At 33.6% G+C, this 22,353-nt stretch carries 18 protein-coding genes; 6 read left to right on the top strand and 12 right to left on the bottom strand.

Annotated features, from left to right (window positions below):
• Positions 1 to 99: 99 nt before the first annotated feature.
• The 5 genes from IPK88_10710 to IPK88_10690 all read right to left on the bottom strand — a co-directional run bounded on the left by IPK88_10710 (position 100) and on the right by IPK88_10690 (position 6,069).
• Positions 100 to 777, bottom strand: a complete 678-nt coding sequence (locus IPK88_10710; protein MBK8243887.1) for an anaerobic ribonucleoside-triphosphate reductase activating protein — start codon at positions 775 to 777, stop codon at positions 100 to 102.
• Positions 770 to 943 (bottom strand): hypothetical protein, encoded by a 174-nt coding sequence (locus IPK88_10705; protein ID MBK8243886.1) that lies wholly within the window; start codon positions 941 to 943, stop codon positions 770 to 772. Before IPK88_10705 ends, IPK88_10710 begins: the two co-directional genes overlap by 8 nt.
• Positions 936 to 3,053 (bottom strand): ribonucleoside triphosphate reductase, encoded by a 2,118-nt coding sequence (locus IPK88_10700; protein MBK8243885.1) that lies wholly within the window; start codon positions 3,051 to 3,053, stop codon positions 936 to 938. The genes IPK88_10705 and IPK88_10700 overlap by 8 nt, the downstream gene beginning before the upstream one ends.
• 87 nt (positions 3,054 to 3,140) lie before the next feature.
• Positions 3,141 to 5,552, bottom strand: a complete 2,412-nt coding sequence (locus IPK88_10695) for a cbb3-type cytochrome c oxidase subunit I (protein ID MBK8243884.1) — start codon at positions 5,550 to 5,552, stop codon at positions 3,141 to 3,143.
• Between the two features lie 85 nt (positions 5,553 to 5,637).
• Complete coding sequence (locus IPK88_10690) at positions 5,638 to 6,069, bottom strand: Rrf2 family transcriptional regulator (GenBank protein MBK8243883.1); 432 nt, start codon at positions 6,067 to 6,069, stop codon at positions 5,638 to 5,640.
• 557 nt (positions 6,070 to 6,626) lie between these two features.
• Between IPK88_10690 and ric the strand changes: the two genes are divergently transcribed.
• The 3 genes from ric to IPK88_10675 all read left to right on the top strand — a co-directional run bounded on the left by ric (position 6,627) and on the right by IPK88_10675 (position 10,382).
• Positions 6,627 to 7,355: an iron-sulfur cluster repair di-iron protein gene (ric, locus tag IPK88_10685; GenBank protein ID MBK8243882.1), complete on the top strand. Its 729-nt coding sequence runs from the start codon at positions 6,627 to 6,629 to the stop codon at positions 7,353 to 7,355.
• Between the two features lie 262 nt (positions 7,356 to 7,617).
• A complete protein-coding gene (locus IPK88_10680) occupies positions 7,618 to 8,988 on the top strand; it encodes a tryptophanase (GenBank protein ID MBK8243881.1) in 1,371 nt (456 codons plus the stop codon).
• 14 nt (positions 8,989 to 9,002) lie between these two features.
• The gene (locus IPK88_10675) at positions 9,003 to 10,382 is read left to right on the top strand and encodes a tyrosine phenol-lyase (GenBank protein ID MBK8243880.1); all 1,380 of its coding nucleotides are present in this window, start codon (positions 9,003 to 9,005) and stop codon (positions 10,380 to 10,382) included.
• A gap of 78 nt (positions 10,383 to 10,460) precedes the next feature.
• Here the strand turns inward: IPK88_10675 and IPK88_10670 are convergent, their stop codons facing one another.
• Positions 10,461 to 12,266 (bottom strand): hypothetical protein, encoded by a 1,806-nt coding sequence (locus IPK88_10670; GenBank protein MBK8243879.1) that lies wholly within the window; start codon positions 12,264 to 12,266, stop codon positions 10,461 to 10,463.
• 392 nt (positions 12,267 to 12,658) lie between these two features.
• On the opposite strand from IPK88_10670, the gene IPK88_10665 reads away from it, so the two are divergent.
• From IPK88_10665 to IPK88_10655, 3 genes are read left to right on the top strand one after another with little or no spacing between them, the layout of a single operon-like run.
• Positions 12,659 to 13,906, top strand: a complete 1,248-nt coding sequence (locus IPK88_10665) for a U32 family peptidase (protein MBK8243878.1) — start codon at positions 12,659 to 12,661, stop codon at positions 13,904 to 13,906.
• Positions 13,903 to 14,136: a ferredoxin gene (locus IPK88_10660; protein ID MBK8243877.1), complete on the top strand. Its 234-nt coding sequence runs from the start codon at positions 13,903 to 13,905 to the stop codon at positions 14,134 to 14,136. Before IPK88_10665 ends, IPK88_10660 begins: the two co-directional genes overlap by 4 nt.
• 5 nt (positions 14,137 to 14,141) lie before the next feature.
• Entirely contained in the window at positions 14,142 to 14,597 is a 456-nt protein-coding gene (locus IPK88_10655) for a 6-carboxytetrahydropterin synthase (protein MBK8243876.1), read from the top strand.
• 161 nt (positions 14,598 to 14,758) lie between these two features.
• Here IPK88_10655 and IPK88_10650 read toward each other — a convergent pair whose 3' ends face one another.
• The 6 genes from IPK88_10650 to IPK88_10625 form a co-directional block, all read right to left on the bottom strand.
• Positions 14,759 to 15,259: an acyl-CoA thioesterase gene (locus tag IPK88_10650; protein MBK8243875.1), complete on the bottom strand. Its 501-nt coding sequence runs from the start codon at positions 15,257 to 15,259 to the stop codon at positions 14,759 to 14,761.
• Between the two features lie 51 nt (positions 15,260 to 15,310).
• Positions 15,311 to 15,853: a hypothetical protein gene (locus tag IPK88_10645; protein MBK8243874.1), complete on the bottom strand. Its 543-nt coding sequence runs from the start codon at positions 15,851 to 15,853 to the stop codon at positions 15,311 to 15,313.
• 174 nt (positions 15,854 to 16,027) lie between these two features.
• Positions 16,028 to 18,097 carry a hypothetical protein gene (locus IPK88_10640; GenBank protein ID MBK8243873.1) on the bottom strand — a complete coding sequence of 690 codons (2,070 nt, stop codon included), beginning with the start codon at positions 18,095 to 18,097 and terminating at the stop codon, positions 16,028 to 16,030.
• Positions 18,098 to 18,160: 63 nt separating this feature from the next.
• Entirely contained in the window at positions 18,161 to 20,494 is a 2,334-nt protein-coding gene (locus IPK88_10635) for a PKD domain-containing protein (protein ID MBK8243872.1), read from the bottom strand.
• 164 nt (positions 20,495 to 20,658) lie between these two features.
• On the bottom strand, positions 20,659 to 21,297 hold the full coding sequence (locus IPK88_10630) for a hypothetical protein (protein MBK8243871.1): 639 nt from the start codon (positions 21,295 to 21,297) through the stop codon (positions 20,659 to 20,661).
• Between the two features lie 24 nt (positions 21,298 to 21,321).
• Positions 21,322 to 22,203 carry a hypothetical protein gene (locus tag IPK88_10625; protein MBK8243870.1) on the bottom strand — a complete coding sequence of 294 codons (882 nt, stop codon included), beginning with the start codon at positions 22,201 to 22,203 and terminating at the stop codon, positions 21,322 to 21,324.
• Positions 22,204 to 22,353 lie beyond the last annotated feature (150 nt).

Genomic DNA, 22,353 nt, shown 5'->3' with positions numbered 1-22,353 from the left:
ATTTTTCAAAATTAAATTGGTTTTAACAATAATCACAATTGTATGATCCATTTTGATTCACAACATACCATAATAAGATACAGGTTTTTTTCTAGCAAGCTAATTTCTTACCACAACATGAACAAGATCCGACTTTAAATCTTCGACACGCACTCTCCTATAATCATTACCCACATCGCCAAGGGTCTCACAATGATTTAAAAAATGCTGTATATAATAAATACCCTTGTATTTTTTATTCCCCAAATAATGAACCATACTAATTAATTCATCCAACTCTAGTAAAGTAGAATGAAAAGTAGTTCTGACTTCAAAAGGAATTGAAGCTGAAAGCAATATATTCAATGATTTCTCAAACTTAGTAAATAAATCAGATTGGGTTACATGATAAAAATTTTTAGCCAATGCCTTAAAATCCAATGCTACATAATCAACAAGGTTAGCAGACAATAATTTTTCAAGCACTTTTGGATTGGATCCGTTGGTATCGACTTTAACTAACATATTTCGCTTTTTTATATCCTCAACAAAAGGAATTACATCAGCATGCATGGTGCATTCCCCTCCACTTAAAACAACACCATCTAATAAATTTTTTCTGGACTCGATAAAAGGCAAGACATCTTCATATCTAAAATGCCCCTTCCCCTTTACAATATCAATATTATAACAATATTTACACCGCATATTACAACCGGCAAACCAAATAATACAAGCCGTCTTATCTGGATAATCTAATAAAGTAAAAGGTGTAATATGATAAATAGGCTTACTCACACCACTTTTTTTCAACAAATGGAATACGCTCTTTGTGTTCCCCTTTTTTACCCGTATTAAAACTTTCTATAGGTCTGTGATAACCCATCACTCTAGTGAAAACGAGGCATTTGCTACGTTTTTCTTCATTCAAATCTAAAAGTGTTTGTTGTTGATTATTATCCATTTTTTTGAGTTTTTAAATCGGTTAATAGACTATTTAATAATATATCATCACAAGCAGGACAATAGGAATGTTCTCCTGAAAGATAACCATGCGTTTTACAAACACTAAATACTGGTGTCACGGTTATGTATGGCAATCTAAAATTTGAAATTACCTTTCGAACGAGATTACGACAAGCCTCTGGGGAGCTTACTTTTTCTCGCATGTATAGATGTAAAACTGTCCCGCCGGTATACTTACATTGCATTTCATCCTGGAGCATTAATGCTTCAAATGGATCATCTGTGTGATTGACTGGAATCTGCGAACTATTGGTGTAATAAACATTTTCATTGTGTCCTGCTTGCAAAATATCTGGGTATCTTTTTTTATCTTCTTTAGCAAATCGATAAGTTGTCCCCTCTGCAGGTGTAGCTTCTAAATTATATAAATTTCCAGATTCCTCTTGAAATGATGTAATACGTTTTCTAATATGATCGAGTACTTGAATTGAAAACTCATAACCTTCATGATGAATGATATTATATTTATCATCGGAAAAATTGCGAATCATTTCATTGATACCATTAACCCCTATTGTTGAAAAATGATTTCTTAAATGTGGCAAATAGCGCTTAGTATAAGGGTATAATCCACGATCAAAAAGTTCTTGAATAAATAATCTCTTTTTTTCTAAACTAGATTTTGCAAAATCCAACAATTGATCAAGTCGATTTATTAACCCTTCTTTATCACCTTTAAATAAATATCCCAATCGCGCCATATTTATGGTAACCACTCCAATACTTCCAGTCATCTCTGCACTACCAAATAGGCCATTTCCACGTTTTAATAATTCGCGAAGGTCTAATTGTAATCTACAACACATACTTCTAATGGCATTAGGTTTATATGCATTTGGATTTTCCAATTTATTTCCTTGTTGATCATAGGTATATTGACTGCCAATAAAATTTTGAAAATAAGAGGAGCCAACTTTTGCTGTGTTTTCAAACAATAGATCCGTATTCTCGCCATACCAATCAAAATCTTCCGTGATATTAACAGTAGGAATTGGAAATGTAAACGGTTGACCATTCGAATCGCCCTCAGTCATTACGGTATAATATGCCTTGTTAATGATATTCATTTCCTTCTGAAAGTGTTTATAAGACAAATCAGTTAAATGATCTACACCAATTGCTTTGGCTTTGATCATTAAATCGTTTGATTTAATATTTTCAAAAAGATGACGATTATTTTTAGTTGGAATTTGCTCTTTTAAATCTTCAGGAACTACCCAATCTAAAGTAATATTCGTAAAAGGCGATTGACCCCATCTCGCTGGCACATTTAAATTGTAAACAAAACTTCTGATAGCTTTTAGAACTTCATCAAAAGAAAGATTATCCTTGAAAACATAAGGCGCCAAATACGTATCAAATGAACTAAAGGCTTGAGCTCCTGCCCATTCACTTTGTAATATTCCTAAAAAATTAGCCATTTGCCCTAAGGCCTCTCTGAAGTGTGAAGGAGGTTTACTTTCAACGCGACCTCTAACACCATTAAATCCATCATTCAACAATATGCGCAAACTCCATCCAGCGCAATAACCCGTAAGACAATCGAGATCATGAATATGTAAATCTGCATTGCGATGAGCGAATCCCTCTTCCTTTGAATAAACTTTATCCAACCAATAATTAGCAATCACTTTTCCTGCTACGTTATTGATCAATCCAGCACTGGAATAGGAAGTATTTGCATTTGCATTAATTCTCCAGTCTTTTTGAAAAACATACTCTTCAATGGTTTGAGAACAATCAATATAGGTGGTATCTTGATTTAAACCACCAACGTGTTCACGTTGCATTTTACGAGTATGACGATGCAACATGAACGCGCGCATGGTTTCAAAGTGATGTTTATCAAACAACTCTTTTTCTATAATATCCTGAATATCTTCAACTGCCCAAATAGACTTTTCTTCTAACTTTTTAAACACTGCATTTAATACATGAATGTCAGTCTTTTGCTTTTGTCCTTGAAAAGCTTTTTGGATCGCATCCTCAATTTTAAAAGATAAATAAGGATGGTATGCACCATTTCTTTTAATTACTAATTTTATCATTCAAACTATTTATATTTATTCATATAAATGAATAAGCAAAAAATTAAATATTACATGATAATAACTTTATCGCAAAAGTTTTCAATATTATACATTAACTACTTCTTCATTTACACTTACATCTGCTAATTGAGGCGTGATCACTTCATCCATCAATTGAATATCATAGGTCTTGGACTTCAATGAATTAATACGAGATACAATGAACCAAGTTAAAGGAATAACCCCACCAAAGAAAAATACTGAAGCACCAATCCCTCTTAACCATGTCAAAGACTTAAACACGCCGAAATCCATAAATTCTGAAGATCTTCCATACCAAAGACCTTGTTCTACAACTGCTTTAAACTGTATCGATCCTGCTGGAAAAAGATCCAAAACAACCATTAACATAAGACCTGCATTGATAGACCAAAAAGAAAAATTAACTACTTTGTCATTCCATCGATGATCCTTTATAATTAGTCTTGATGCAAAAAGCAAAGCAGCTATTGAAATATTACCATACACGCCCATTAATGCTGCGTGAGCATGATTAACCGTAAGATATGTGCCATGTTCAAAATAATTCATAATAGGCAGATTAATAATAATACCAAGTACCCCTGCACCAAAAAAATTCCAAAAATTCACAGCAATTAAAAATTTGAACACTGCTGGAAAACCAAAACCTTGTAACTCACTATGTGCAACATCACCTACTGCCATAGTAGGCATATTTTTAAAACGCCATGCTTCAACAGTCAATAAAATTAATGGTACAAACTGCAGTGTAGAAAATACACTTCCCAATGCCATTGTTGCTACTGGTTTTGCATTCCAATAAAAATTATGTGAAATACCTAATAATCCAGTGCCTAAAAATAATATAGTGGCGAAATAAACTACTCTAATAGCCGCTTGCCTACTTACTAAGCCCATCAATACCATTAAGTAACTGACAATAACGGTTATGAACACTTCAAAAAAAGCTTCAACCCACATATGCACCACCATCCATCTCCAAAAATCTGCAATCACAAAATTCGTTTCTGGTTTTGCAACAAAGCCTGATAAAAAAAGTAACGGGATTCCTATTACAGAATACATAATCCAGTTGGGAAGATTCCATGGTTCACCTTTAACAAATGCTGGTTTAATCCCTTTATAAACAATAATGCCCCATAGTATAAAAATACCCATCAATAATACTTGATATGCTTTACCAAAATCAACAAATTCCCAACCTTGATGACCCAACCAATAATTCATTTTTCCCATTAATCCTAATGGACCCATAACCATACCTAATAAAGAACCTCCAACTAAAACAAATAATAAAACAAATAAAATATTAATGTTACGAAGTTGTCCAGGTAATTCCTTTTTAGAAAGTATGGGCAATATAAAAATAGATGAAGCAATCCAACAAGTTGAAATCCAATATAAGGATAACATTAAATGCCAACTTCTAGAAATGGTAACAGGTACATCATCCGTAATATGAATGCCAATATAGCCCAACCAATTTAAAAAATCATTGATTGTTATCAGACCACTAGAAACTTGTAAAAAGAATAATAAAATTGCAACAAAGAAAAATTTGAATGTTGCTCTTTGAGTAGGTGTTGGTTTAAAGGCCGCTACTCTAGCAATTGTAAACAAATCTCTTTTAGGCGGTTTGAAAAATTTATTAGGTAGTTGATTGTATTGACCAATGAAATATAGGACAATTCCACACATTAAAACAAAAGCCAATAAACCCAAAACACTCCATAAAATAACCGGAGAAGTTGGTGTATTACCAGCACCTGGGTCGTAGGGCCAATTGTGTGTATAACTAAAATTGGTACCAGGTCTTTCTGTTACACAAACCCATGCACCCCAGAAAAAAAACGAACCCAAATCAGCCGTTTCTTGTCTGCTTTTTATATAATCTTTAGGAGGGAAACCAGAACCTGTATTCTTATCAATGAATATATCGGTATAATATTTTTGAACTTCAGCTAATGCATAAGACTGAGCCGCAGACAAAGCAACAATATTCTCCGCCTTATCGTAATGATTTTGCTTTAATTCTAATTTAACTTGCTCTTTAATTTGGCTGATATCACTTGCTGTTGGGTCTTTACCAGTTTTTGATTTAAATTCCTCAACATAAAAACGATTCATAGCTAAAGTCATCTCATGCAATGCTTCCGCAGTAAAATCAGGACCTCGTTGAGCACCATCTCCAAAGAAACTACCGTATTCCATCAATGCATAATTATGAAATACTTCTTGACCCCGTTCAATGGTTTTTTGATCCATAACAACTCGCCCATTTTGATCTTTAAAACCCGTCATTGGCGGCGCATCAACATAAGTTTGATAGCCGATCATGCCGACACCTAATATACTAATAATCAAAATAAATATAAGCGGCCCTCGCCAATTTTTGGTATTCATAATATAGCTCATGTTCTTAGTAGCGGTAGTTCCACTTTGTTCATGTTGTCCATTTTGTCCATTTGATTCCATAACAATTGATTTTTCTTGTAAGAATAAATTTGATTTTATTTAAGACTAATTTATCTTAAATATAGTTAAAAAAAAGGATTCACATTTATAATCTCATTTTTCCTTTTTGAATGTTTTCAGCCAAAAAAGCCAATGAAGTTTTCCTAAACTCAATCTCTAAAGATCCCTTAACCTCTTTCCAAAAATTGTGTACCGGACAAGGTTCCTTCGAACCACAACCGGGAAGTCCCAATAAACATTTTGAAAAAAAATCTTGTCCCTCCAAAATATGTACCAAATCGATTAAAAATATTTGATCCATTGGCTTCTTCAATAAAACCCCTCCGTGTGGTCCCCTATGTGATTCCAAAATTCCATTCTGAGTCAAAACCTGAAACGTTTTCGTCAGAAAATGAAAAGAAATATCCAACTCCGTGGAAATCTCTCCAATATTCACATAACGATCCCCGTCACTCTTGGTAGCTACATAAATCAAAGCCCTTAAACCATAAATTGTTGCCTTGGATAATACTTTCAAATTCGATAATATTTAAGACTATTTTGACCCAAATATAAAAACAATTTTCATTTTCCAAACATTTTTTAAAATATTTTTACAAATGAATACTTTAAACTCTTCCTAAAATGAAGTAAAAAAGCTATAAATTTAATGATCATCTATTAATATCCTATTGACAATCTATTAGTTAAACAATCATTAAACTTGAAACTATGTATCTAATTCAACATGCTATTTTTTATTCACCATACTAAAAAATTCTTTATTTTAAAGTCATAAATTCATAATAATTGGAAACCAAATTCAAAAATAAGTTCATATTTATAATCCGAATATGTTCAAAACTCAATAATCAAAAATATCAGATTCACAATAATATTAGGTTATGCTTTCAATCTATAATGGATATACTACATATTATAACTTGATCTGCATCAAGTATGATATAAAAATAAAATCAGACCTTTTAAGACACTTTACTCTTATAATATGATTCCAATCATAATTCAGGTCGTTATATCACTATACCTTTGCATTATAACAAAATATTCATCCTCTATAAAATACAGATAAAAATGAAAATAGAAGAAACATTAACCATTGCAGATATCGTATCTAAGAATATAAAATCAGCCCATGTGTTTAAAAAATTTGGTATAGATTTTTGTTGCGGTGGTGGCATTTCCATTGAAAAGGCATGTGAAAATAAAAACATAAACATCAATGAACTTTTACAAGAATTAAAAAACATAGATGACTTTTTAGTTCCTTCACAAAATTACAATCTCTGGGAATTGGATTTTCTCATTGATTACATTATTAATAATCATCACACCTATGTTAAAAATTCCTTGACATTAATCGATGAATATGCCTCAAAAGTATCTAAGGTTCACGGAACATCCTATCCTGAGGTAGTACAAATTGAAAATATATTCAAGCATGTCGCTGAAGAACTGAAATCGCATATGGCTAAAGAAGAGATGGTCCTCTTTCCATATATTAAAAATTGCGTTGTCGCAGATAAGAATCATTCTCAAAAACCCATTCCTCCATTTGGACCAATACTGAATCCAATTCATATGATGCAACAAGAACATGAACAAGTAGGAAACATGCTAAAAGAAATAGATCAATTAAGTAACCATTACAATCCACCCATTGGTGCTTGCAACACTTTTAAAGCATTATATGCCAAACTTGATGAATTCGAACAAGACTTACATATTCATGTTCACCTTGAAAATAATATACTTTTTCCGAAAGCAACTTTACTCGAAATTTCATTAACTCAAAAATTTTAAAATACAGTTATAACCTATTTAGTTTATTCATATAAATAAACTTTTAAATATTATTTGATTAACACAAATAATAGCTTCAATCAAAGATGCAAATAAATCAATCATAAATAAAATAATAACTTATTTTAAATTGAAATCAATGGCATAGGATGTACCTTTGACCATAATATATGACTCAATAATAGCTAATAAAAACTTTTTATTCGACCTATTTGATTGTAGTTTTTAATACGTTTTAATAATTATTTATCCCATATCATTTATGAAAACCATTATAGAACCCTTCAAAATCAAATCCGTAGAACCCATTTTTTTCAATACTGAAAAACAACGAAAAGAGATTTTAGAACAAGCCTTTTATAATCCATTTCTAATCCATTCTACTGATGTCATCATTGATCTATTAACAGATAGCGGTACTAGCGCAATGAGCAGTAATCAATGGGCTGGTATTATGCAAGGCGATGAATCTTATGCTGGTAGTCCGAGTTTTTTCAGATTTGAAGAAACAGTACAAAAAATCACCGGAATGCCTTTGGTCATCCCTACACATCAGGGCCGAGCTGCCGAAAAAATTCTTTTTAGTATACTTGGGGGTCCAGGAAAATATTTTGTTAGTAATACTTTGTTTGATACCACAAGAGCCAACATTGAATATTCGGGGGCCATCGGTGTAGACTTATTATGTGAAGAGGGAAAACATCCATCCATTCCTGCTCCATTCAAAGGCAACATGGATGTAGTTGCACTAAAAAAATTCATCGAAGAGAAAGGTGCTTCGAATATTCCGCTCGTGATGATAACCGTCACGAACAATTCAGGAGGTGGACAACCCGTTAGCATGCAAAATATTAAAGATGTAAAAGCAATATGCACCAGCTATAATATTCCGCTTTATATTGATGCTTGTCGGTTCGCTGAAAACTCCTATTTTATTAAATTAAGAGAAGCTGAATACGCTCATAAATCCATTCCAGAAATTGCACATGAATTGTTCTCTTATGCAGATGGATGCACCATGAGCGCCAAAAAAGATGCGTTTGCAAATATAGGCGGTTTTCTGGCTATGCATAATAAAGATCTAGCCATGCAATGTAGAAACCTCTTAGTGATTACAGAAGGCTTCCCAACATACGGTGGACTGGCTGGTAGAGATCTGGAAGCTATTGCTATAGGACTAAATGAAGTCATGGATGAAAACTATCTGCAATACCGAATTAGAAGTATAGAATACCTGACTCAAAAATTAATGGCGGCAGGAGTACCTGTTATGCAACCAGCAGGAGGACATGCTGTATATTTAGATGCGAAAGCCATGTTACCACATATCCCAGTAGACCAATATCCAGGTCAAGCTCTAGTAGGGGCATTATATTTAGAAGGTGGGGTAAGGGGTGTAGAAATTGGTTCTCTGATGTTCGGAAAATACGACGCCTTACATAAACTAATTCCAGCACCTTTAGAACTCGTTCGATTAGCCATTCCAAGAAGAGTATACACCCAAAGTCATATTGATTATGTATCTGAAGTCATCATTGAAGTATTTAAAAAGCGCGATACCATTCATGGACTTCAAATTACGGAAGAGGCACCATTACTCCGACATTTTACTGCTAAATTAAAGCCAATTTAAAAAAAATAAATATCATGAAACATATCAAACATAGTTGGGCAGAACCCTACAAAATTAAAATGGTTGAATTGCTCAAGATGACTACTCCATCTCAGAGAAAAAAAGCAATGAAAGAAGCCGGATATAATACTTTTTTATTAAAGTCCGAAGATGTATACATAGATTTACTAACGGATAGTGGGACCTCAGCAATGAGTGATCGACAATGGGCTGGAATGATGATGGGAGATGAAGCTTATGCTGGTAGTCGAAATTTTTATCACCTGGAAGAAGTGGTCAAAGATGTTTATGGCTATAAATATTTAATTCCAACACATCAAGGCCGCGGTGCTGAAAACATCCTTTCGAAAATCCTAATTAAAAAAGGTGACATCATTCCCGGCAATATGTATTTTACCACAACTCGCCTACATCAGGAATTAGCAGGCGGCACATTCCAAGATATCATTATCGATGAAGCCCATGATTCAGAAAATGAATTTCCCTTCAAAGGCAATGTGGATCTTAATAAACTTGAAGCATTAATAAAAAAACACGGCGCTAAGAAAATTCCCTATGTAAGTATGGCTACCAGTGTAAATATGGCTGGCGGTCAACCCATCAGTATGAAAAATTTAAAAGAACTACGAGCGCTGACCAAAAAACACAAGATCCGTATTATCCATGACATGACCAGAGTCGCTGAAAATGCTTATTTTATTCAGCAAAAAGAAAAAGGATATGAACATAAAACAATAAAAGAAATAGTCAAAGAAATATGTTCCTATACTGATGGGGCTACGATGAGTGCTAAGAAAGATGCACTGGTCAACATTGGTGGTTTCCTCGCAGTAAACGAATGGGATATTTTTGAAGAAGCGCGCAATATGGTAGTTGTTTATGAAGGCCTTCATACCTATGGCGGACTTGCTGGAAGAGATATGGAAGCAATGGCCATTGGCATTGGTGAAAGTGTAAGTGATGAACACATAAAAGCTAGAGTCGGCCAAGTCATTTATCTAGGTGAGAAAATGTTACAATATGACATTCCTATTGTAAAACCCATTGGTGGCCATGGCATATTTGTAGATGCAAAAAAATTCTTACCACATATCAAACAAGAACAATTTCCTGCTCAAACATTAGCAGCTGAAATTTATTTAGATTCAGGCGTTAGAACTATGGAAAGAGGTATTGTTTCTGCAGGTCGAAAGGCAAATGGCGATAACTATTTTCCAAAATTAGAGTTGGTAAGATTTACCATTCCACGTCGAGTGTACACTCAAGCTCACATGGATGTCATCGCAGAATCTGCAGCAAGGGTTTATGAAAAAAGACAAAAACTTAATGGTATGAAAATGGTTTATGAACCTAAGTATCTAAGATTCTTTCAAGCTAAATTTGAAAAAATATAAACTTTGGCATGATATAAATCACATTAGAGTGTAAATGGTTAGATAATTCCGACAAATGTGGTTAAACTATTAAATCCACTAAATACTCATTTCGTATTTAGAATATAAAACACTCAATTCAAATTCAATGTCAATAAGCGCGTTTACAAATTCAATACGTTTCAATTCAAATTTATCAGAAAGTTGATGATAATAGGCAATGCCATTTTTTAAATTTTGATAAAAATTTGTAAGGTATTTACTTCTTTTAGCGCGCAAATCTGGTAAAATTTCTTCTTCCAATTGTTCTTTTAAGTAAGCCTTATATAAATTTAATTCATTGATAAACATATTAGCTCTCTTAGCATTAGTAATAATATTTTGTCTACCATAAATATGATCAACCATGGTTTGCAAAGAAACCACTTTCGAAAAATGTACAATATTTGGACCGGGACATATGGTTACAGCATTTAGTTTTTTAACGAATGTATGTTTGTACTTTATTGCAGCAGAATTACATAAACCAATACACAAACATTCTTTATCAGTCACATCCTTGACTTGTTTATTATATTCAATGGTTGGTAATTGTAAGGATTGGATTTGTTTGATTTTTAACTTTTGATATTTATGAGAAGCTACGCAAATAGGTTCAGTAGAAAATTCTGTATTAAAAGCTAAATGCTTTTCAGTACAAGGACTTCCAGGTTTTCCTTTATTTATTCGCATTAACTTTTCTCTTTCTGAAGTAGTTCCTTTTAAATTATAAAAACGAACACCTAATGGTGAATTATTACTTAAAACCAAATCCTGTTCCATTGAAGAACTCAATAAATCAAGGGTAGATTCATCAACAGTTGTTGCTTCAGGAACCAATAAAAATGGAGTCCCCCAACCAGTACTCTCTATATGATAATACTGATGTAAAAAAGCATCTTCTCCAGAAGTGCCTATCCCACCTTGTGCTGAGAAAATTATAGGAGGTGGGTTAGTCAATTTTATACCAGATTTACTTTCTTGTACTGGATTATATAATTCAAATAGTGATAAAATAAGTTCTTGTTTTTTTTGTTTGAATTCCTCTAATATAGGCCCCATAAGATAACCATCAGTTGCAAAAGCATGACCACCACAATTCAACCCAGACTCAATCCTAAATTCACTTATCCAAATACCCTTCTTAGCCAAATATTTGCCTTGTATTAATGCCGATCGATAATCACTAACTTTAACTATTATTTTCTTCGTAAAACTTCCATTCTCATTAATATCAAACGCTCTACAAGTTTCAAGAAAATTATACAATCTGGGATTCATGCCCGCAGAAAACACCACAGAAGAATTGAAAAGATCACTATCCGCATACGCCTTCAAAGCTGAAACCGCATCCGATCCATCTTCTATTAAAACACCTAAGGCATTATATTGTTCTCTGTCGACTTTTGTCATGATATTTACATCAATACTTCCCGGTTGAATTTGAGTTCGCAAATAGTCTTCAAGAGTACTTTTTTCTTGTAAATTTGTGGTATTTAACATTTGTAAGTATATTTTTTTCACCATACTGTCATCAGGAAGCATTTCAAAATATTTTACAATTTCGGAACCCGATTCAAAAGTAGCATTTCTAAGCTTTGTCACTTGATCCAGTACTATTCTATTAACTAGGTTCAAATAATCTGTAATACGTTTACTGCGATAATTACATTCGTGTCTTGGAATTGGGATATATTCTAATCCTATCATTGGATAATAATGAGCTCGCATCATTTCAATCAATTGATCTTCGATAATTGACATTACAGAAGATATACCATACCGGGCTACCTTAATAGGCGTATCGATACTATAAGCCAACCCTAAAACAGGTATATGAAATTTATGCAATGGAATCTTATTCATAAGTGCATTAGTTTAAAAAAATATATGAGTAAAATCTCTCTAGGAATTAGAAAATTAATTTAAATAATTTTGCAAATATATAATTAATTTAAGACTTTTTTGTCTTTTATAATTATCTAATAAAATTAATCCACTAAAATGACCTAATATTTCCATTTAACGGATCCAAATTAAAACTATTGATAATATGAATGATAAATTTACAAATTCAACATGCAACAATTTAAATACCTAATAGACCTATTTTAGAATCATTAATATTTAATAACTATCACTGCTTAAACTATTAAAATTTTAAACCTTTTAATCATGATACAGGATTATAACTTATTAATATTAGATCAAACTTTATATTACCTTTGCCGTCATCTTTGAAAGGTATATTTAAAACGATGTCAGAAAAACGGTCTATAGAATTAATGTCTCCGGCAGGGTCTTTCGAATCTTTAATGGCTGCCATAAAAGCTGGTTGCAATTCAGTATATTTTGGTGTAGAACAACTGAATATGCGTGCCCGATCAAGTATTAATTTTACCTTGGAAGACTTAAAAAAAATCGCAGAAATAGGAAAGGAACACCATGTGAAAACCTATTTGACACTCAATACAATCCTATATGATCACGATATCAATCTAATGAAAAGCATAGAAGATGCCGCAAAAACAAATGGAATTTCAGCCATCATAGCATCCGACCATGCCGTTATGAATTATGCTAAAAAAATTGGAATGGAAATTCATATTTCTACACAAGCGAATGTTTCCAATATTGATACCGTAGAATTTTATGCTCATTTTGCAGATGTTATCGTATTAGCACGTGAATTAAGTCTGATGCAAGTAGCAGATATTAGTCGCGAAATAAAAAGAAGAAATATTACTGGACCCAAAGGAAATTTAATTGAATTAGAAATTTTCGCTCATGGTGCCTTATGCATGGCGGTTTCCGGTAAATGCTACCTAAGTCTACATTCACATTACGCATCCGCGAATCGAGGAGCTTGCATTCAAAATTGCAGAAGAAGCTATATTGTAACAGACAAAGAAGAAGGCATTGAATTTGAAATAGACAATGAAATGATTATGTCGGCAAAAGATTTATGCACCATAGATTTTATAGATCAAATTATTGATGCAGGAGTTCGTGTTTTGAAACTCGAAGGAAGGGGTCGAGCTGTTGATTATGTATATACCGTAACAAAATGCTATAATGAAGCCATTAATTCCCATTTAAATGGAAGTTTCAGCAAAGAAAAAATAGAAGCCTGGAAAAAAGAATTAGCTACAGTTTATAATCGGGGTTTTTGGGACGGGTATTATCTCGGTAAAAAAATGGGTGAATGGAGCAATGAGAATGGTTCCAAAGCAACTAAAAAGAAAATATATGTAGCTAAAGCTGTCAAATACTTTGACAAAATAGGTGTCGGGGAATTCGTTTGTGAATCGCATAGTTTACGGATAGGCGATGAAGTGATCATTACCGGACCTACAACAGGATATATTCAATCTAAAATAGAAGACATTAGAGTGAATAAAATATCCGTAGCCAAATCACAAAAAGGGGATTCCTTTTCTATAAAAATAAACGAAAAAATTAGACCATCTGACAAGCTTTACAAACTTGTAAGTGAAACCATATGATTCGAATAACACAACAAAGAGAAAAATGTATAGGATGCAACGCATGTGTTGAAGCATCTCGAAATCGATGGCGTATTTCAAAAAAAGATGGAAAATGTACATTAATTGGAGCCATAAACAAAAAAGGATTTTATTCAGTGTTAGTTACTGAAGATGAACTCAAAGAAAACATCATAGCCGCTCAAAACTGTCCTGTTAATATTATCAAAATTACCCCTATACAAAACTAAAAATAATGCCTCATAAAAAAATTAGAATTACTAAAAAGTTTTCCTTTGATATGGCCCATGCACTGTATGGTTATGATGGACCTTGTAAAAATATTCATGGACATACCTATCATTTAAGTATTACTTTGATTGGAAATCCCATAGAGGATATTAAAAAAACCAAATTGGGTATGGTGATTGATTTTGGAGATCTGAAAGAAATTGTAAACAAACATATTATACATGTTTTTGATCACGCACTTGTACTCAATCAAGAAGCACCCTATTCGAAATCTGAAGTCATATCCAACGAATTTGAAAAAGTTATTTTAGTACCTTTTCAGCCAACTTGTGAGAACTTATTATTGCATTTTGTTGATATATTGATAGACAAATTTAGTATTTCTACGCCGTTAGTAAATATCAGACTTGAAGAAACTCTTTCATCGTATGCTGAATGGTTTATTGAAGATAATCAATAGTTATACTGCATGACCTATTTGTAATACATTAGGATTTATTAAAAATATTCGGTTTCATATGCTTTTTCAATAGATTATGATACAAGCAAAAACAAATAAAATTAAACATCTATATAAATAAAAACATCATATATAAGTAAATTTCTTTAACATGTGAGGAACTATTTATGATACATTAGATGTCTCTTTTTCTTCCCTTTAGCAATTCTTTCTTTTCTTAATAATGCAGCATCAAATTGTATTTTATCTTCCTTGGTTACTGGATTAACAGAAATAATTGGCGTGGCTTTCCCCAAATCGTCGAGTGCAACAAAAGTGAAATAGGCTTTGCTTACCAAGTATTTCTTTTCTGAGGTCACCTTCCGAGCAAAAGCGTGCACATAAATTTCCATAGACGTATTAAATGCTCTGGTTATTCTTGCCAAAATCGTAATGATATCACCAATTTTGGCGGCTGAATAAAAATCAACATGATTAATCGAAGCCGTTACACAAATTTTTCCGCAATGGGTTTGTGCACAAACTGCAGCACCTATATCCATCCATTCAACCAACCTTCCTCCTTGCAAAATATCCATTGGATTAGCATCATTAGGACAAACTACTTCGGTTTTGATCGTAAATGAACTAGATGGTGATTTAAAATCTTTTATCTTTCCCATTTCAATATATTCTCTAAAATATAAATCTAAAGAGCTATGATTTATACTTTTTTAGAAACCAAAACCTAAATGAAGACCCCCTAATTGTGTATAACCAGAATTTTTAGCTGGTCCGAATCTTCCTGGAGCAACCAATTCAACAAAAAAAACAGAACCTTCATTAATTCTAAATGCTTTATTGATCAAGGGTGTAAAGCCAAATTGTTTTTCCCCACTTTCAAATGCCAATCTGAATCCCAATGTCCATCCTTGTTTTAGTGGATAAAGTATTCCTGGATGATATAATAAATGAACATTATAAGGTGTTTCCGTGGTCAGATAAGGCTTAATTACGGGCACAAACTCGAGATCAATAATGGCTTTTCCAGGAGTCTTCAAACTAATGCCAAATGGAAAACCAATCGTGTAAAAATCATATTTGTCTAAATAAATAACATCACCTTTATTAATGGCAAATGCAATTTGAACCACCCCAAAGTGATACCCCAATACTTTAGGCGAAGAAATTTTTTCCGCAACACTAGTGTCTTGCGAATGAATCTGATTTAAAAAAAATACGAATAATCCTAAAATGAATAGTTGCACTTTTAACATAATTTCAAATTTTTTAGATGAATATTGAATATAACTTTATTTAAGACAAAATTATCTTAATTATGTTTACGAAGTATCTTTTTTATTAAAAATATTTTCTAAAATAATAAAATAAAAAAGTCGGGATACGACAAAAGTGTACCCCGACTCAATGAATCAAACACCTTTACTTGTTCATGGTTTTGGAATGGTAAAGAATACAAATGAAGTTTCATCGCAACTATATTTAGCCGCTTTCCCAGCTTCAAAATAATCCACACGAGTTAATGTACTACATGCCGCAGAACCATAAGCACTAAAAACCAAATTACTTCCTTCTGAAGAAGTTAGGGGCAGATTTTTTCCATCCAATGAAATGACCACACCTTTTGTTATACCTTCAAGTGTCCATAATTCAATATTAAAAGAATTAATTAATGTTCTATTTGAATTACAATTAGCAGTGTATTTGGCGAAAACGGTACCATGGCGTCCATCTATATCAAAGTCTTTTTGATAATCAACTTTATAAGTTGTACCTAACCATTTTCCAGCAAATTGACCTTGCATGGTTTTTAATCCAAAACTAGCTCCTAGTGTACCATCATCATTAAGCTGTTTCAACCAGTAACCAAAACCAGCTTTAGGTTCTTTTTTAATCACCGGCATTTTGAAATCCAAATAACCCCAATCGCTTCCATTCGCAGTACCAAGTATTTCAAGTGGTAGTAAATTTTCTCCAGGCACCAATGGAATATTAAGATAACCTTTCTTATCTGTTAAAACAGAAGTATCACCATTCGTTTTAAGCAATTTCATAGCAGTGAGGTCTCCGGGATAACGTGCTCCACATTGAAAACATCTTGCAGCAATAGTAATTGTATCGGATTCTATACTCAAAGTATCAGATAGATCTACCCACTCTTTCCCATTGTAATAAATAAGTTGGGAAGGCGGAAAAAAATATGGAGGCTTAGACCCAATTGTTCCTGCCAACATTGCAGCATAATGTTCTGCAATACCTTCTGAAGATATTAGTGCAGATTTGGCAAAAAATTGAATCTTCTCATAAAGGACCGTTGGCGTATTTGCATTTTGTTTAGACTCATAAGGCAAAAAGTTGCCATTGGATAATGAAATAAAATGTGAATTTCTATCAGGAAAATTAGGATCTGCTACAGACATTACATTATAATTTGTTCTATAAATTATCATTGCATGTGCTCCACCTGCACTACTTCTTATATCAACATATTGGGGCTTTTTAGTCAAACGAATGGAATAAGCAAATCCTAAATATTGCAAACTGTCAAAAGAAATCAAATTTTTTGGACCTTGATTATTAAATTTACTTTTAAAAATACCAGCCGGACTCATAGCAAGTAGCCATGAAGCAGCATAATCTACGTGTACGGCAGAAGCAAATCGATATCCATTAACATTATCTTGCCATATAATTCCTGGCATTGGATCAAATCGCCCATTCAGTGGAGCTTCATGAAGGTTTAATTTATGAATAGTATAATACCACATTGCAGCTAAAGACTGACCCGCACAATGTCCTCCTGGAGCAATATACGAACCTTCATTTGGAAACTCCCAGTCATCTACACCTGGACGAAAACCAGATTCCTGAAGTTCAAATAATTTGTCCTTGTTCATTGAACTCACTAATATATCAGCCCAAATTTTAGCTCGTGTAGCTGCACTTCCCATACCTTCATTTAAATGTTTTCCCGAAAAGTGTCTAGTAGCAAGTATTACATAACTATCCGTAATTGAAATGACCGGAATCCCCTCTAATTCACCTGTCTCTTCATTATAATAGAAACCCATCGCAAAATGATCCTTAGGTACAACACACGGGATAGTTATGGTGAGTATGGAATCTGCATAACCTCCTCCATTATTGATGCGTATCATTGGTGTAATAGGGTTAAAGTCAGGACCAAAGGTGTGACTTTTAATTTCGGCAACAGAAATAACAAAATCTTTGCCGGAGGGATAAGCGCCATTAGGTATCTCAATGGACATTCCATTTATTAAACCACCCTGGATGTTCAACAACTTACCCGAAGATCCTACTTGCTCATTCAATACTTCTGTAAATGCTCCGGTTTCAATTTTACCACTGCCGGGATTGGGTGTATTCTCGTCTTTGCTACAACTTGCCGAAAATAATATGACCAAGATCAAGAGATGTCCAAAACGCATATTCATTCTTAAACTTAACTTACGGAACTCCTTATAAAAATTTGTTTTCATTTTATTAAATTTTAAACTTTTTCAATCATAAACCCCCTAAACATAAAAACACTTCTATTCAGATTAGTATTTTTCAAATTGAATATATCCCAACACCCATTCATTAGTACCGATGGTGGTTTTGTATTCTCCGATATTGTCATCATACCATGTGGATGTATAATCCATATAACCTTTTATGGTAATGGTACCAACACAGTTAGAATTTCCATATGTTCCATTTCCAGTAGCCTGACCGGCAGGTGGATTAAAATTATTTGTAGACCAGCTTAATCTTGGAGTTCCGGAATAGGTTATAATTTCCTTAGGATCCACTGTGCTTGTAATTTGTAATGGAGATAGAGAAAACGAACTCGTGAAATTGACTAAAAATGAATCAATGCTAGCAAATTTCACATTTACAATTTTACTGTTTTCATTGGCAACAATCTGTTCTACTTTATTTCCGTTTTTCCCCTCAACCGCTCCTGACAGATTAAAATTTATATCATAGAACCAATCTCTGTTAGATTTTCTTTGAAGCCAATTGAAATTAAAGGAAGAACTGGCATTGCTGATTTGCACAGGAGCAGTTGCTTCGCCTAGGATCTGACCGGTCCTGTCGTCCATTACCCTTACCTGGATAGTATATTCTCCGGCTTGCTTATAAGCATGTTGCACTTTGTTGTCAAAGTACTTTGTTGTTTCCGGCGTATTATCCCCAAAATTCCAAATGAATTTTGCCTGTGAATAGGAGCCTTGTAGTTCTGCCGTGATATCCAGTGACCGGTCTGTAACTCCAATTATCGGATCCGGATGGATCTTGATTTTGTATTTATTATGTATGATTAGAGATTTAAAATCTATGTAACGCGCATTGGAATCACCCAAGGTGGAAGAGTTTCCGAAGATGGCAAAAGGAACAACAGTTCTTCCCGGGTTGCGATAAATTGCAAACGAACGAGGATATTTACTGCCTGGTCTTCTTACTAATTGATTTTTCTCATTGACAAAATATATGACAGCACTTTGGTCATAATATCCGGAGGGATATTTGCAGGATACACACCGGCATGCAATTTCGATGGAATCCAGATCCACATCCAGGCTATCTCTGATGTCAACCCAGCCCATGGATTCATTCCAATACACGAGTTGAATCGCTGGAAAAGTGGCATCGGGCTTGCCCGCATCTCCGATGGTCCCATTCAGTACCTGCTTGTAAAGTTCGGCTACACCTTCGATTGAAATATGGGCAGAGGCACCGATGTAATTAATACGCGGATAAAACTCTTGAGGTAGATTGGCATTTGGATTTGATGGATAAGGCTTGAATTTTCCATTAGACAGTTCAATTTTATGATCATAGCTTCCTGGAAAATTGGGATCAGCCACAATTAAAGTATTGGCATTGCTTTGATACACAATCATGGCATGGCCGCCAGAATCATTTCTAATAGAAACATATTGCGGTTTCTTATTTAATTTTATAGCGTAAGCGAACGAAAGGTAAGTAAGACTATCTTTTGATATTCGTTTTCCGGAAGGATGATCATAGAATGTTGTCATTGCCTTATCTCGATTATCCCAATCTATACTTTTTTGCACAACAGAGGCAAACCGATAGCCATTTCTGTTGTCGTAAGTCACAGGATCCTGTAATGTGCTGAATCTATTCCATAAGGGGGCTTGGTTTAGTTTTACTTTTTGAGTGGCATAATACCACATCGCTGTGATGCACTGACCTGCACAATGACCTCCAGGTTCAATATAAGAGCCATAATTGATAAACTCCCAATCGTCAACACCAGGTTTAAAGCCTGATTCGAGATTTCCAAATAACGAGGATATTTCCGTGGAGCTTATTAGGATATCTGCGAATTTATTTGCCCTTGTAGAAAGATTGCCATTCACATGATAAAGGGGTTCGGAAGAAAAATGCCTTGTAGAAAGGATGACATTGCTATCATTTATGGCCACCACCGGAATGCCCTCCAGTTCGCCCGTCTCCTCGTTGTAATAAAAACCCATGGCAAAATGACCCTGGGGTACGACGCAAGGGATGGTCACGGTTAATATTGAATCTGCATAGCCGCCACCATTGTTAATTCGAATCAATGGCGTAATTGGATTTAAATCAGGCCCAAAAGTGTGATTTAGAATATCTGCACTGCTAATCGTAAAATCCTTGTTCGTAGTATATGACCCAGGAGGAATCTCAATGGTCATTCCACCTAATACTCCTCCATTCACAGCAATCGTTGAACCACCTGTACCTACAGCAACCTGGGTGATTTCAATAAATGAGCCGGTTTCAATTTTCCTATTAACAGGGTTTGAAAAATCATCCTTGTTACATCCTACAAGTAAAATAATTAGGATGATTGATTGAAACCAATTTAAGTTATTTTTTATCATTTTAAATACTACTTAATTGATGAGATAAATTAAAATAAAACTTACTACAAGAAACCCACATTATCAATTAACACTTTCTTATAAAAGTCAATATTAAAAGTATAAAAGAAACCCACTTATACAATTCTACATTAATTATTGTGTATCTAATATTGCAACAAGCATTATTGGGTGCAAGAATCGTCAATAAATGTAGATGCTTCAGAATATTCGCAATGAAAATAAGAAATGTCAAGTGCTAAATTAACGATTAACTTACCTATAAAAACTGCATTTGGACCACCATCAGCAACTAATTTACCATTAATATCACCATTAAATTTTACACTTTGCAATACTTGGTTAGGATCAAAAAGTCGAGTAAGTAAACCGTTCAAATTAGCAATTTCCTTCGCCCTTAAATTAATATTTATTGGACTTGGTGAGCCAAGAAATTTGGTCACTTCATAAGAGCTAAGGTCTAAAAAGTTACTATACGATTGTCCCTCAGGTGCAAACACATTCATAGAATACTCTACAAATGGTGCATTCTTTGGATTAGCGTCAGGTTCAATTTTTAATTTTATTGATTTCAACGTTACTTTAACTTTCTGTGCATAGAAAGGAATATTTAATGCTTTTTGAATATCAGATTTCGATATTACGCTCTCCCAATTTTTCTGATCAAAGGTATTTATGGTCAAACTCAAAGGAATAATTCTTGTCTCAGATTCGTAAACTTTAATATAATCTGCACAACCAAAGAATGTAGTAATAATAATAAATGATAGAAGTAAATTGGTAAAATAATTTAATGTTTTCATTTTTATTTTTTTTATGTTTTATGATTAGAATTTTAATATGATTCCTGATTCAGCCATTGGAAATTTTGCATAACTAATTCCTAAATTAAACCGAAAGACCTTACCCAATTTTACACCACCACCTAATCCAATAAAAAGTGGAAAATCATTTTTGTTTTTAAACTCAATTTTATTCCCTCCTTCTTCCGCATCAGGGGTATATGTCACATCCATATTTCCTAACTGATAAGCAATACGACCATAATAATAAAAGTGCTTTAAATCTCTTCCCCCATCAAGACTAATCAAATGATTGGTTAAAATGACTCTATTTCCCAATTTTATACTTTGGAAGGAATATCCAGCATTTACATTATAATTAATAAGATTAAAATAGTGCCCAATATCATGCCTTAATGCTGCTCCAATTAATTGGAGCTTGCCAAAATCTTCTCCAAAATTAATGGCTAAAAATCTTAAATTAAGCTCCGAATTCAATACTCCACCAATCGTAATTTGAGGCAAAGCAAACGGAACCCACTTGGCATTAATTCCTGCAGGAAATGTGTACGTTAATCCATTGCTATCTGTGACAGTTGTGACTTCTGCTGGACCCAAAATAGTAGAAACCTTGGTCTTCTGCTCCGGTGAAAAAGGATCTTCCGTAGTAGCCGAAAAGGTCTTTAGATTATCTGTGACCCATGCTGCAGATCCGACTATACCTATTTTGACATAAAAATGACTGTCGATTTTTGGTTCTGTGATTAGTCCTGTGTTGAACACTCCAGTTAAAATATCAGAAACGGGTTGGACATAGCCGTCCTTGTTCTTGCCCAAATAATTATCTAAATAGTCATCAATGTTCTGAGCAGAAAGCAACATTTGAGACATTGTCAAAAAAAACACGATCAAAAATCTATTTTTCATAATCAAATTTTCTCCAAACTTAATTTTTAAATAGAATATTTAAAATGACTAAAAACATGATTTAAAATGATTTGTATCAGGTGTTAAATATAGATTTAGTTCTACATTAGAGGGCCTGCTTTTTAATGAGTTGAAATAAAGATTTTTATT

It is taken from the genome of Candidatus Defluviibacterium haderslevense, assembly GCA_016712225.1.
Lineage (GTDB): Bacteria > Bacteroidota > Bacteroidia > Chitinophagales > Saprospiraceae > Vicinibacter > Vicinibacter haderslevensis.
This window is presented reverse-complemented; position numbering and strand designations above follow the sequence as displayed.